The organism is Rhizobium sp. 62_C5_N11_2 (genome assembly GCF_051811185.1).
Classification (GTDB): Bacteria; Pseudomonadota; Alphaproteobacteria; order Rhizobiales; family Rhizobiaceae; genus Rhizobium; species Rhizobium leguminosarum.
This window is the reverse complement of sequence record NZ_JBPWPW010000003.1, coordinates 471,962-485,669: the sequence shown is the minus strand read 5'-3', so window position 1 is coordinate 485,669 and position 13,708 is coordinate 471,962. Positions and strand designations below refer to the sequence as shown.

General features: G+C 61.9%; 12 protein-coding genes. 8 read left to right on the top strand and 4 right to left on the bottom strand.

Annotated elements, in window-relative coordinates; genetic code table 11:
- Positions 1 to 16 precede the first annotated feature (16 nt).
- Genes AB8B31_RS31355 through AB8B31_RS31340 form a run of 4 tightly spaced genes read right to left on the bottom strand, consistent with a single transcriptional unit; the run spans position 17 to position 5,053 of the window.
- A complete protein-coding gene (locus tag AB8B31_RS31355; protein ID WP_018246149.1) occupies positions 17 to 562 on the bottom strand; it encodes a sarcosine oxidase subunit gamma in 546 nt (181 codons plus the stop codon).
- Positions 555 to 3,512, bottom strand: coding sequence for a sarcosine oxidase subunit alpha family protein (locus AB8B31_RS31350; protein WP_018246148.1), 2,958 nt, complete (start codon positions 3,510 to 3,512; stop codon positions 555 to 557). The genes AB8B31_RS31355 and AB8B31_RS31350 overlap by 8 nt, the downstream gene beginning before the upstream one ends.
- Positions 3,509 to 3,790 carry a sarcosine oxidase subunit delta gene (locus tag AB8B31_RS31345; protein WP_018246147.1) on the bottom strand — a complete coding sequence of 94 codons (282 nt, stop codon included), beginning with the start codon at positions 3,788 to 3,790 and terminating at the stop codon, positions 3,509 to 3,511. The genes AB8B31_RS31350 and AB8B31_RS31345 overlap by 4 nt, the downstream gene beginning before the upstream one ends.
- A gap of 12 nt (positions 3,791 to 3,802) precedes the next feature.
- Positions 3,803 to 5,053 (bottom strand): sarcosine oxidase subunit beta family protein, encoded by a 1,251-nt coding sequence (locus AB8B31_RS31340; protein ID WP_018246146.1) that lies wholly within the window; start codon positions 5,051 to 5,053, stop codon positions 3,803 to 3,805.
- Positions 5,054 to 5,140: 87 nt separating this feature from the next.
- On the opposite strand from AB8B31_RS31340, the gene AB8B31_RS31335 reads away from it, so the two are divergent.
- The 8 genes from AB8B31_RS31335 to AB8B31_RS31300 all read left to right on the top strand — a co-directional run bounded on the left by AB8B31_RS31335 (position 5,141) and on the right by AB8B31_RS31300 (position 13,707).
- Positions 5,141 to 6,100 carry a GlxA family transcriptional regulator gene (locus AB8B31_RS31335; RefSeq protein WP_018517791.1) on the top strand — a complete coding sequence of 320 codons (960 nt, stop codon included), beginning with the start codon at positions 5,141 to 5,143 and terminating at the stop codon, positions 6,098 to 6,100.
- 79 nt (positions 6,101 to 6,179) lie between these two features.
- Positions 6,180 to 6,863: a helix-turn-helix domain-containing protein gene (locus tag AB8B31_RS31330; protein WP_018246144.1), complete on the top strand. Its 684-nt coding sequence runs from the start codon at positions 6,180 to 6,182 to the stop codon at positions 6,861 to 6,863.
- An 88-nt stretch (positions 6,864 to 6,951) separates the two neighbouring features.
- Positions 6,952 to 7,860: a class II glutamine amidotransferase gene (locus AB8B31_RS31325; protein ID WP_018246143.1), complete on the top strand. Its 909-nt coding sequence runs from the start codon at positions 6,952 to 6,954 to the stop codon at positions 7,858 to 7,860.
- A gap of 38 nt (positions 7,861 to 7,898) precedes the next feature.
- Positions 7,899 to 8,585, top strand: coding sequence for a GXGXG domain-containing protein (locus AB8B31_RS31320; protein WP_003548139.1), 687 nt, complete (start codon positions 7,899 to 7,901; stop codon positions 8,583 to 8,585).
- Between the two features lie 14 nt (positions 8,586 to 8,599).
- Complete coding sequence (locus AB8B31_RS31315) at positions 8,600 to 9,928, top strand: FMN-binding glutamate synthase family protein (protein WP_003548137.1); 1,329 nt, start codon at positions 8,600 to 8,602, stop codon at positions 9,926 to 9,928.
- An 80-nt stretch (positions 9,929 to 10,008) separates the two neighbouring features.
- Positions 10,009 to 11,316, top strand: a complete 1,308-nt coding sequence (gene glnT / locus AB8B31_RS31310; RefSeq protein ID WP_018246142.1) for a type III glutamate--ammonia ligase — start codon at positions 10,009 to 10,011, stop codon at positions 11,314 to 11,316.
- 202 nt (positions 11,317 to 11,518) lie between these two features.
- Positions 11,519 to 12,403, top strand: coding sequence for a formyltetrahydrofolate deformylase (purU, locus tag AB8B31_RS31305; protein ID WP_018246141.1), 885 nt, complete (start codon positions 11,519 to 11,521; stop codon positions 12,401 to 12,403).
- A gap of 170 nt (positions 12,404 to 12,573) precedes the next feature.
- Positions 12,574 to 13,707, top strand: a complete 1,134-nt coding sequence (locus AB8B31_RS31300) for an aminomethyltransferase family protein (protein WP_018246140.1) — start codon at positions 12,574 to 12,576, stop codon at positions 13,705 to 13,707.
- Position 13,708 lies beyond the last annotated feature (1 nt).

Below are 13,708 nucleotides of genomic sequence, written 5' to 3'. Positions count from 1 at the left end.
TCGAAACCCGGCTCTATCAGACGCTATCCTTTTCAGCGCTCGCCGCCATATGGGTAAGATCGTCCCAGAGGCTTTCGGCAAAGCTGCGCAGCGCCGTAAGCTCGAAGCTGTCATCGCCGGTGCGGACGATCTGCACCGAGAGATGACCGACCATCGTCATTACAGAATGGCCTTCCGGAAAGACGGAAGGATCGAGATCGACGGCAGTTCCCTTTGAAAGAAGCGCCCGCGAAGAGCGGCCGGAAACGCCGATACGCACGCGCCCGTGGCTCTGGTCCATGACGTAGGCCTTTCCCGCAAGCGCTGCGGCGAGAGTATCGAGGCTGGCCGGGACAAGCGGTTCGTCGCCGGCGACGAACCATTGCCGGAAGCCCGCCTTGCGGATCGAACTCTCAGCAAAACCCGCCTTCACCAATTCCGCGGCGAGCGCGGATGGCTCGATGGCGCCCAGCACATGCAGGAGATGGCCCTCCGGCAGGGCTGCCAGCCGGATGCCTGCCTCCGAGATGCCGTTATAGACCGTTCCGGCCAGAACCGGTTTATGTTGCGGAAGATCACGCATGGAGCTTCTCGTTTTCAGGATCGATGAAGACGGGATGGCAGAGCACCGCATCGGTGAATTCATTGCGCAGGCCGTTCCAGACCGTCACCTTTTCACCGATGCGTTCCGGCCCGCGCCTGACGAGCGCCAGGCCGATCGTATGGCCGAGCCCCGGCGAAAAGGCGCTTGATGTCACGTAGCCCTGGTCGTTTTCGAGCGTCGCCGCAACGCCGTCGGCAAGAATATGCGAGCCGGTGCGGAAGCCGGTCGCCGGATTAATCGGCTTGACACCGACGAGGCGCGGCCGCTCGGGATCCTGCAGGCCTTCGCGGGCCAGCATTGCCCTGCCGATGAAATCCGGCTTGGTGGCGGATACCATACGGCCGAAGCCGAGATCGCCTGGTGTTACCGTGCCGTTGATTTCGGCATGAGTGACATGACCCTTTTCGATGCGCATGACGCCGAGCGCTTCGGCGCCATAGGCGCAGATGCCATGTTTCTCGCCCGCCGCCATGATCGCGTCGGCAACGCCTTCGCCATAGCCGGCCGGTACGGCCAGCTCGTAGGCGAGTTCGCCGGAGAAGGAGATCCGGAAGAGCCGGCCCTCGAGCCCGCCGCCGAAGAGCGAGACCTTGCGAGCGCCCATGAAGGGAAAGGCCGCATCCGATATGTCCCCGTCGACGATCTCGGAGAGGATGGCGCGCGACTTCGGCCCGGCGACGGCCATCTGCGCCCATTGATCCGTCGAGGAGGCGAAGCAGACGTCGAGTTCCGGCCAGAGCGTCTGGGCACAGAATTCGAGATGGGTCAGCACACCAGCGGCAAGTGCCGTCGTCGTGGTCATGAAGAAATGGTCGTCACTGAACCGGCTGGTGGTGCCGTCATCGTAGATGAAGCCGTCCTCACGCAGCATGATGCCGTAACGCGCCTTGCCGACGGCGAGCTTGGCGAAACCGTTGCAATAGATGCGATCGAGGAAGGTCGCGGCATCCCTACCGAAGATTTCGATCTTGCCGAGGGTCGAGACGTCGCAAAGGCCGGCATTCTTACGGATATTCAGCACCTCGCGGTCGACGCTTTCGCGCCATGTCGTCTCGCCGGGGCGCGGGAACCAGGAGGAACGGTACCACAGGCCGGTTTCGATGAAGACCGCACCGTTCTTCTCAGCCCAGCCATGCAGCGGCGATTTGCGCGCCGGCTGGAAATGTTTGCCGCGCGACGCCCCGGTCAAGGCGCCGAAGGAAACCGGCGTATAGAAGGGCCGGAAGGTCGTCGTTCCCGCCTCGGCGGGAGACACGCCGCGCGCCTCGGCGAGAATGCCGATGGCGTTGATGTTGGAAAGCTTGCCCTGGTCGGTCGCCATGCCGCTTGTGGTGTAACGCTTGGCGAGCTCGACATGGCCGTAGCCTTCGCGGACGGCGAGACCCAAATCCTTGAGATGCACGTCGTTCTGATAATCGACGAAAGCCTTGCCCTTCGAGCCCTTGATCGACCAGAGCGGCTTTGCCTGTGCAGCCGTCTCGGACGCCGGAGCAAAGGCCGGCTCCGCCGATGCCAGACCGATCGCCTTCAACGCGGCAGCTGCCTTTGCGGCGCCATCCCCGAGGCAGGTCGCGGTTTGCACCATGCCGGCGGCCGAGCCGGCAACGGTCAGACCTTCCTGCTGGACAGGCGCCAGAAACGCCGAGGCCTCGTTCGACCATTGCGGTTTTGCACCGCGATGGCAGGCAAGATGAATGATCGGGCTCCAGCCGCCCGACATGGCAAGCGCATCCGCTTCAATCCGACGGGTGCCGCCTGCTGCCTCAACGCTGACGCCGCGCAGGTGCTTGCCGCCAATCGCATCGATGACCCTGGCGCCCTTCAGCACTTCGGCGCGACCCTGCCAGCTCTCGGCCGCATCGCCTCGGCTGTCGACGATCGCCGCGACCTTGAGACCGGCTGCTTCAAGATCCGCAGCGGTGCGATATCCGGCATCGTTGGTGGTGAAGATAACAGTGCTTCTGCCGGGCGCGACCGCCTGCCGGTTGAGATAGCTGCGCATGGCGCCTGCCATCATCACACCGGGAATATCGTTGCCGCCGAAGACGAGCGGCCGCTCCTCGGCGCCCGTCGCAAGGATCGCCTGGTGGGCGACGATGCGCCACAATCTTTCGACCGGACGATCCGGATCGGGCATCGCCACATGCTTCTGCACCCGTTCAACCGCGCCGAAGACATTGTCGTCGTACCAGCCGAACACCGTCATGCGCGGCAGGCGGCGCACATTCAGAAGTCCCTCCAGCTCGGCAAGCAGCTCGCCGAGAAGCGCGTCCGCCGGCTTGCCGTCGACAGAACCGCTGTCGGAAAGCAGGCTGCCGCCGAGTTCGGCTCCCTCATCGGCGAGGATGACGCGCGCACCGGCGCGGCCCGCGGTCAGCGCTGCGGCAAGACCAGCCGGGCCGGCGCCGATCACCAGCAGGTCGCAATGCGCCCAGCATTTCTCGTAGGTATCGGGATCGGCCTCGTAGGAGGCCCTGCCGAGGCCTGCCGCCTTGCGGATCACCGGCTCGTAGAGCTTTTCCCAGAGGGCCGCCGGCCACATGAAGGTCTTGTAGTAGAAGCCGGCGCTGAGGAAGGGCGAGAGCAGCCCGTTGACGGCGCCGACATCGAAGCCGAGCGAGGGCCAGCGGTTCTGGCTCTTTGCCGTCAGCCCCTGGTAAAGCTCGATCATCGTCGCGCGCGTATTCGGTTCGGTGCGCCCGCCGCTGCCTGTCGTCACCAGCGCGTTCGGTTCGGCGGCCCCCGCCGTCAGGATGCCGCGCGGGCGGTGATATTTGAAGCTGCGGCCGACGAGCTGGACGCCGTTGGCAAGCAGCGCCGAGGCGAGCGTGTCGCCCGGATGGCCTTCGAGCGGTCTGCCGTCGAAGGTGAAGCCGAGTGTTGTGGCGCGCTCGATGCGGCCGCCGGAGGAAAGACGGAAGCTCGTCATGCCGGTTCTCCGCCGAGCTTCGAAAGGGCGGCATCCCTGACGCCGTGGACCGCATGGGTGACGGTATCGCGTTCGACGATCAGCCAGCGGCGGCATCCGGAGGAGTGGTGCCAGTATTCGCTGTGCCGGCCTCTCGGATTGTCACGCAGATAGACATAATCGAACCAGGCCTCCGCACCGGCATCCGGCGCCGGCCTGATAAGGCCGGCATCGCCGCGGATCGAAAATTCCTCCTTGGGTCGGGCGCCGCAATGGGGACAGGAAATCAGGCTTGCCATCGTCGAAAGTCCTCAGTGCAGATTGGGCTGGGCGCCGACGCCCTTTTCGTCGATCGGGTAGCCGCGCGCGAAGCGGTCGAGCCGGAAGGCGCGGGCGGTCTGATGCGGCGCATTGCGGGCAATCAGATGGGCGTAGCAGAAGCCGGAGGCGGGCGTGGCCTTGAAGCCGCCATAACACCAGCCGGTGTTGAGATAGAGATTGTCGATATGGGTGCGGTCGATGATCGGCGAGCCGTCCATGCTCATATCCATGACGCCACCCCAGGAGCGCAGATACCGCACGCGCGACAAGGAAGGGATCATCGCCAGCCCGGCTTCGGCGACATGTTCGACCGAAGCGAGATTGCCGCGCTGGGCATAGGAATTGTAGCCGTCGATATCGCCGCCGAAAACGAGGCCGCCCTTGTCCGACTGGGACACGTAAAAATGCCCGGCGCCGAAGGTAACGACCGTGTCGATGAACGGCTTCAGCCCTTCGGAAACGAAGGCCTGCAGCACATGGCTTTCGATCGGCAGCTGCAGGCCGGCCATGTCGGCGACGACGGTGGAGTTGCCGGCTGCCGCAAGCGCCAGCTTGCCGCAGCCGATGAAGCCCTTGCTGGTCTCGACGCCGGTCACCTGGCCGTTTTCGCTGCGGATGCCGGTCACCTCGCACTGGGTGATGATGTCGACGCCACGCTGATCGGCGCCGCGCGCATAACCCCAGGCGACCGCATCGTGGCGCACCGTGCCGCCGCGCGGGTGGAACAGGCCGCCCATAATGGGGAAACGGGCATTGTCGAAATCGAGGAAGGGTAATTTCTGGCGCACCGCCTGCCTGTCGAGAAGCTCGGCGTCGACGCCGTGCAGCCGCATGGCGTTGCCGCGGCGCGTATAGGCGTCGCGCTGGGCGTCGGAATGGAAGAGGTTGAGCACGCCGCGCTGCGAGACCATGGCGTTGAAGTTGAAGTCCTGCTCCAGCCCCTCCCAGAGTTTCATCGACAGCTCGTAGAAGGGATTGTTGCCCGGCAGCAGATAGTTCGAACGGATGATCGTCGTGTTCCTGCCGATATTGCCCGAGCCGAGATAGCCCTTTTCGAGGACGGCGACATTGGTGACGCCGAATTCCTTGGCAAGATAATAGGCGGTGGCAAGACCATGGCCGCCGCCACCGACGATGATGACGTCGTAATGCGGCCTTGGCGCCGGGTCGCGCCAGGCGGGCGCCCAGCTTTTGTTACCGCGAAGGCCGTTCAGGAAAATCGAAAGAGCGGAATAGCGCATGGGTCAATCCGAAATGAACGGCTGCATGATGCCAGAAAGAAGCGGGTAGACTTGCACGTTAGGGACATAAATCGCTAAGAAAGAGACATGTCCTCACTTGATAGCAGAAATACCCAGACGATCGGCTTCATCCTTATCCCGGGATTTGCGCTGATGTCCTATGCCTCGGCGACCGAACCGCTCAGGGCGGCAAATCTCTTGGCCGGACGTGAGATCTATCGGCTGCAGATCTTCTCGCCCGATGGCGCCCCGGCGCTTTCCTCCTCGGGCGTCAGCGTCCCCGCCGAACCTCTGCCCGTCAGGGGCGCGGGGCTCGGAACGGCCTTCGTCTGCGCCGGCGGGTTGCCCCGCGACTGGCGGTATCCCGGCGTACTTGCCTGCTTGCGGCAGCTGTCGCGCGAAGGTGTGAGGATCGGCGGCATCTCGGGCGGCCCCTATCTGATGGCCGCTGCCGGTCTGCTTGGCGGCCGCGATTTCACCATCCACTGGGAGCATGCCGCAGCCCTTCTTGAAGCCTTCCCGGACCTCACGCCGCGCCAGGCGCGCTTCATGATCGACGGCAACCGGATTACCTGCGGCGGCGGCATCGCACCGCTCGACATGATGCATGTGCTGATCGCCGAGCGCATGGGGCCGGATTTCGCCCGCCGCGTCAGCGACTGGTATCTTCATACAGAGGTCAACGAACCCGCCGCACCCCAGCGCGCCTCGCTGGCGGAGCGTTATGGCGTTTATCATCCCGGCCTGCTCAGCGTTCTCGAGCGGATGGAGGAGACGATCGAGATGCCGCTCGAGCGTGCCGCCATGGCGCGCATCGCCGGCGTCACCACCCGCCATCTCGACCGGCTCTTTGCTGCCCAGCTCAATACCACCTTCCTCGATCAATACCGCAGGATCAGGCTACAGCATGCCCATCGTCTGCTGAAACAGAGCCCGCTTTCCGTCTCGGAAATCGCGGTGGCTACCGGTTTTTCCAGTCTGAGCCATTTTTCCCGGATGTTCCGTGCCCTCTACGGCATCGCTCCGCGCGAAGCGCGGCGGGAATAGGTTTTCTTCACGGTTGAGAAATTTTCACTATGACGATAGGGTTGTCTTGGACAAAAGAAAAGGCGGCAGTGGAAAACCCATGAAATCCAACCGTAAAGCGGCAGAGCAACCGGAACAGGCGCCTAGCGGACGCGCTCCCTTTTCCCAGGACCCGCACGCCGTTCGCGAGCCGAAGGAAAACAACCTCGAAATGGCGATCGGCCATGAGGTGCGCGCCTACCGCAAGAAACTCGGCATCACGGTCACCGATCTGGCCGCCGCCACCGGCATTTCGCTCGGCATGCTGTCGAAGATCGAGAACGGCAACATCTCGCCGTCGTTGACGACGCTGCAATCACTGTCGCGGGCGCTCGGCGTACCGCTGACTGCCTTTTTTCGCCGCTATGAGGAACCGCGCAATGCCGTCTTCGTCAAGGCGGGGCAGGGCATCGAGCTCGAACGGCGCGGCACGCGCGCCGGCCATCAATATAATCTGCTCGGCCATATCGACAACAATACCAGCGGCGTCATTGTCGAGCCCTATCTCATCACACTGACGGCCGATTCCGACACCTTCCCGACCTTTCAGCACGAGGGTATGGAATTTCTCTACATGCTGGAAGGCGTGGTCGTTTACCGCCATGGCGACCAGCTTTTCCAGATGGAGCCGGGCGACAGCCTGTTCTTCGATGCCGATGCACCGCATGGGCCGGAGCAGCTGGTGAAACTGCCTAGCAAGTACCTTTCGATCATCACCTATCCTCAGCGGAGCTCGAAAGGCTGACTTGCCTTAAAAGAAAAAATATTTCTTCCGAGTTGAAATCCCAAAACAGACCTGCTAGTCCTTTCTCAACACGAATGGAGGTCTGGTCATGTGCGGAATTGTGGGTCTCTTCCTCAAGGATAAAAGTCTCGAACCGGAGCTCGGCGCGCTCCTGTCGTCCATGCTGGTGACGATGACGGATCGGGGGCCGGACAGCGCCGGTATCGCGATCTATGGCGACGCCAGCGGCAACAATGCCAAGATCACCATCCAGTCGGCCAATCCGAAGAAGGATTTCGCCGGGCTTGAGGCCGAACTCGGCCAGGCGGTTGGCGCACCGGTCGCCATCCAGGTGAAGAGTACGCATGCCGTCATCACGCTTGCGAAGGACCTGCTCGACGCCGGCAAGGCAGCCGTTGCGGAACTGCGTCCGAACGTTCGCATCATGAGCAGCGGCGACGCCATCGAGATCTATAAGGAAACCGGCCTGCCAAAGGATGTCGTCTCCCGCTTCGCGGTCAATTCAATGGCCGGCACCCACGGCATCGGCCATACCCGCATGGCGACCGAATCGGCCGTCACGACGCTCGGCGCTCATCCTTTTTCCACCGGCTCCGACCAATGCCTGGTGCATAATGGCTCGCTCTCGAACCACAACAATCTGCGCCGCGAGCTGAAGCGCGAAGGCATGACCTTCGAAACGGAAAACGACACCGAGGTCGCCGCCGCCTATCTGACGGCAGAGATGGCCAAGGGCAAGAATCTCGGCCAGGCGCTCGAAGGCGCGGTGGATGACCTCGATGGCTTCTTCACCTTCGTCGTCGGCACGAAATCCGGCTTCGGCGTCGTGCGCGACGCAATTGCCTGCAAGCCCGCTGTCATGGCCGAAACGGACCAGTATGTCGCATTCGGTTCGGAATACCGGGCGCTCGTCAATCTGCCCGGCATCGAGAATGCCCGGGTCTGGGAGCCGGAGCCTGCAACCGTCTATTTCTGGGATCACCAGAAGGTCGCTTGACCGGCACCTCATGCGCATTCTCCAAGGGTTATTGAAACATGCCTGTCATTGATCTTGCCACTACGCCGTTACGCGAACTCAACAGCGCCCTGCACAACATCCAGAACGGATCGAACGATCTTTCCTTCGAAGTCGTCAATCCGCGCGGCAGCCATTCGGTTGCCGTCGGCATCGATGCGCCGGTCACGGTCGACGTGAAGGGGTCCGTCGGCTATTATTGCGCCGGCATGAACGACGGCGGGACCGTCACCGTTCACGGTTCGGCAGGTCCGGGTGTTGCGGAAAACATGATGTCTGGAACAGTCGTCATCGAGGGCGATGCCAGCCAGTATGCCGGCGCAACCGGCCGCGGCGGCCTCCTTGTCATCAAGGGCAATGCGGCATCGCGCTGCGGCATCTCGATGAAGGGCATCGACATTGTCGTTCATGGCAATATCGGCCACATGTCCGCCTTCATGGGCCAGTCCGGCCACCTCGTGGTGCTCGGCGATGCCGGCGATGCGCTTGGGGATTCGCTCTACGAGGCGAAGCTCTTCGTGCGCGGTTCGGTTAAGAGCCTGGGTGCCGATTGCATCGAAAAGGAGCTGCGTCCCGAGCATCTGACCAAGCTGGCCGAACTTCTCGAAAAGGCGGGCGTGACCGAAGTGAGGCCCGAGGAATTCAAGCGTTACGGCTCCGCCCGCAAGCTTTACAATTTCAATATCGACAACGCTGACGCATATTAAGGCGAGGGACCATCATGAGCTATCACAACCCCTATACCCCGCCGCGCAAGTCCGCGACCTTCGACGATTACACGCTGGCGGAAATCCGCCGAGCTGCGGCGACCGGCATTTACGACATCCGTGGCGCCGGCACCAAACGGAAGGTTCCGCATTTCGATGACCTGCTGTTTCTCGGCGCATCGATCTCGCGCTATCCGCTCGAAGGTTACCGTGAGAAGTGCGACACGTCGGTCGTCCTCGGCGCGCGCTTTGCCAAAAAGCCCATTCACCTGAAGACGCCGATCACCATTGCCGGCATGAGCTTCGGCGCCCTGTCCGGCAATGCCAAGGAAGCGCTCGGACGCGGCGCGACGATTGCCGGAACCTCCACCACGACAGGCGACGGCGGGATGACCGATGAAGAGCGCGGCCATTCACAGACGTTGGTCTACCAGTATCTGCCGTCGCGATACGGCATGAATCCCAAGGACCTGCGTCGCGCCGATGCGATCGAAGTGGTTGTCGGTCAAGGCGCAAAGCCCGGCGGCGGCGGCATGCTGCTCGGCCAGAAGATCTCCGATCGCGTCGCCAACATGCGCAACCTGCCGAAGGGCATCGACCAGCGCTCGGCCTGCCGCCATCCGGATTGGACTGGCCCGGACGACCTCGAAATCAAGATCCTGGAACTGCGCGAGATCACCGACTGGGAAAAGCCGATCTATGTGAAGGTCGGCGGCGCGCGTCCCTATTACGACACAGCGCTGGCCGTGAAGGCCGGTGCCGACGTGGTGGTGCTCGATGGCATGCAGGGTGGAACCGCCGCGACGCAGGATGTCTTCATCGAGAATGTCGGCATGCCGACGCTCGCCTGCATCCGCCCCGCGGTCCAGGCGCTGCAGGATCTCGGCATGCATCGCAAGGTGCAACTGATCATCTCGGGCGGCATCCGTTCGGGCGCCGACGTGGCCAAGGCACTGGCGCTGGGTGCCGATGCCGTTGCTATCGGCACGGCGGCGCTCGTTGCGATCGGCGACAACGATCCGCATTGGGAAGAAGAATACCAAAAGCTCGGCACGACGGCCGGCGCCTATGACGACTGGCACGAAGGCAAAGACCCGGCCGGCATCACGACGCAGGACCCGGAACTGATGAAGCGGCTTGATCCAATCGCCGCCGGCCGCCGTCTCGCCAACTATCTGAAGGTTATGACGCTGGAAGCCCAGACCATTGCGCGCGCCTGCGGCAAGAACCACCTGCACAACCTGGAACCGGAAGATCTTTGCGCCCTGACGATGGAGGCCGCCGCCATGGCCCAGATCCCGCTCGCCGGCACAAACTGGTATCCCGGCAAGGGAGGCTACTGATTTCTACCGGCCGGGCAGACGTCCCGGCCGTCTCGCATCCATAACCAAAGTGTCTCCAAGAAATCCAAAGGGGAACGAGAATGACACTGGACCTTGCTGCTTTTGCCAGAGACAAAGGCATCAAATATTTCATGATCAGCTATACCGACCTGTTCGGCGGCCAACGCGCCAAGCTGGTCCCCGCAGAAGCCATCGCCGATATGCAGAAAGATGGCGCCGGCTTCGCGGGCTTCGCAACTTGGCTCGATTTGACGCCTGCCCATCCCGACCTGTTCGCGGTTCCCGATGCTTCCTCGGTCATCCAACTACCCTGGAAGAAAGACGTCGCATGGGTTGCCGCCGACTGCGTCATGGACGATAAGCCTGTCGAACAGGCGCCGCGTGTGCTGCTGAAAAGACTGGTCGCTGAAGCTGCGAAAGAAGGGCTCCGGGTGAAAACCGGCGTGGAGCCCGAGTTCTTTCTCATCTCTTCTGACGGCTCGGTGATTTCAGACCAGTTCGATACAGCCGAGAAGCCTTGCTACGACCAGCAGGCCGTGATGCGTCGGTATGATGTCATTGCCGAGATTTGCGACTACATGCTCGAGCTCGGCTGGAAGCCCTATCAGAACGACCACGAGGACGCGAATGGCCAGTTCGAGATGAACTGGGAATATGACGACGCTCTTCAGACGGCAGACAAGCACTCTTTCTTCAAGTTCATGGTCAAGTCGGTCGCCGAAAAGCACGGCCTTCGCGCCACCTTCATGCCGAAACCCTTCAAAGGCCTGACCGGAAACGGGTGCCATGCCCACATCTCGGTCTGGGACATCGATGGCAAGGTAAACGCCTTCGCGGACAAGGAAATGGCCTTTGGGCTTTCCGCTCAGGGGAAAACCTTTCTCGGCGGCATCATGAAACACGCCTCCGCGCTTGCTGCGATCACCAATCCGACGGTCAATTCCTACAAGCGCATCAACGCGCCGCGCACGACATCGGGCGCGACCTGGTCGCCGAACACCGTGACCTGGACGGGCAACAACCGCACTCACATGGTGCGTGTGCCGGGGCCGGGACGTTTCGAATTGCGCCTGCCGGACGGTGCGGTCAACCCGTACCTGCTGCAGGCGATCATCATCGCCGCCGGCCTCGACGGCATCCGCAGCCAGGCCGATCCCGGCCGGCACTACGATATCGACATGTATGCCGAGGGGCATCTGGTGAAGGACGCGCCGCGCCTGCCGCTCAACCTGCTCGACGCGCTACGTGCCTATGATGCCGACGAAGGCTTGAAGGAGGCGATCGGGGCTGAGTTTTCCGCCGCCTATCTCAAGCTCAAGCATCAGGAATGGAATGCCTATTGCTCGCATTTCACCCAGTGGGAACGCGACAGCACGCTCGACATCTGAGTGGCTGGACGCCTCTGGCGCATACCTCCCGAAAACCGGAATCGATTTTCGGAAAGGATTATGCGCTGATTCAAAGTGATAGAGCGTCCTTGGCGCGTCTGAAAAGACGCGCGGCGCTCTATTGACACGCTGACGCGCGCCGGGGCGAACAGGCTTCGGCGTGATCGGACCTTGCACTTGATATGGCGAAGAAAGTGACAGCATGAAGAACTTCGTACTCACCGTATCCTGCAAATCGACACGTGGCATCGTCGCGGCGATTTCGAGCTATCTGGCCGACAAGGGCTGCAACATCATCGACAGCTCGCAGTTCGACGATCTCGATACCGGAAAGTTCTTCATGCGCGTCAGCTTCATTTCGGAAGAGGGGCTTTCGGGTGCTGATATCGACGCCGGCTTTGCTGCCGTCGCAGCGCCCTTCGAAATGGATTATGATTTTCACGACAGCGAGAAGCGCATGAAGGTGCTCTTAATGGTGTCGCGCTTCGGCCATTGCCTCAACGACCTGCTTTACCGCTGGAAGATCGGCGCACTGCCGATCGATATCGTCGGCGTCGTCTCCAACCATTTCGATTACCAGAAGGTCGTGGTCAACCATGACATTCCCTTCCACCATATTCCCGTCACCAAGGCCAACAAGGTGCAGGCCGAGGCCCGTATCATGGAGGTGGCCGAGCAGACCGGCACGGAGTTGATCGTGCTCGCCCGCTACATGCAGATCCTGTCGGACGAGATGTGCCAGAAGATGTCCGGCCGGATCATCAACATCCACCATTCCTTTCTGCCGAGCTTCAAAGGCGCCAACCCTTACAAGCAGGCCTACGGCCGCGGCGTGAAGCTGATCGGAGCGACGGCGCATTACGTCACCGCCGATCTCGACGAAGGCCCGATCATCGAGCAGGACACGGCGCGCATCACCCATGCGCAGTCGCCCGACGACTATGTCTCGATCGGCCGCGACGTCGAAAGCCAGGTGCTGGCGCGTGCCATCCACGCCCACATCCATCACCGCACCTTCATCAACGGCAATCGCACCGTGGTCTTTCCGGCAAGCCCCGGCAGCTACGCCTCCGAACGCATGGGTTGAGACGTGCATCGACAGTAGTAGCCTCGCCGCATCCGTCATTTAGAGCGTTAAGGTTGCGGCAGGTGCCATCAAAGTTTGGGAAATGCATGCCAGGCGGGCTTGCCACGGCGCGAAAGACTTATATAGTCAGGAAATAAATATTCCGTAGAGGAAACAAAAGGGAACGGACAATGGCTTTATCATGGCGTTTCTCCGTCTTGGCGGATCGGCATCGCGCTCTGGGATCGAAGCTCGAGGACTGGAGCGGCATGGGCACCGCCTGGACCTACGACAAGGACATGTCGGAAGAGCATGTCGCAGTCCGCACCAAGGCCGGCATCATGGATGTCTCGGGCCTGAAGAAGGTGCACCTGGTCGGCCCGCACGCCATCGCCGTGCTCGACTCCATCACCACCCGCGACCTGACGAAGATCTACCCCGGTCGGTCGGTCTATGCGACCATGCTGAACGACCGCGGCCACTTCACCGACGACTGCATCGTCTATCGCACCGGCCCGAATTCCTGGATGCTGGTGCATGGCTCCGGCTCCGGCCACGAGGAGGTCGTCAAGCAGGCGGCGGGCCGCAATTGCGCCGTGCTCTTCGACGATGACCTGCACGACCTGTCGCTGCAGGGTCCGATCGCGGTCGACTATCTCGCCAAATATGTGCCCGGCATCCGCGACCTCAAATATTTCCACCACATGCAGACGACGCTGTTCGGCGCACCGGTGATGATCTCGCGCACCGGCTATACCGGCGAACGCGGCTACGAGATCTTCGTGCGCGGCCAGGACGCTGTCATGGTCTGGGACCGGATCGTCGAGGAAGGCAAGGAAATGGGCATCATCCCCTGCTGTTTCTCCGTTCTCGACATGCTGCGCGTCGAAAGCTACCTGCTCTTCTATCCCTATGACAATTCGCAGATGTATCCCTTCGCCGATCAGCCGCCCGGCGACAGTCTCTGGGAACTCGGCCTCGACTTTACCGTCAGCCCCGGCAAAACGGGCTTCCGTGGCGCCGAGGAACATGCTCGCCTGAAGGGCAAAGAACGCTTCAAGATCTTTGGCATGCTGATCGATGCCGACGGACCGGCCGATCTCGGCGACGAAGTCTTTGCCGACGGAAAAAAGGTCGGCGTCATTACCTGCCCGAGCTATTCGTCGCTGACGCAGAAATCCATGGCGATTGCTCGTCTGGACGTTGACAAGGCGGTGCATGGGACGAAACTTGAAGTCCGCGGCAAGACCGTGATGGCAGGCGCCACCGCCCACACGCTTCCTTTCGACGATCCGGAGAAGAAGAAGAGGACCGCCGTAGGTTAAG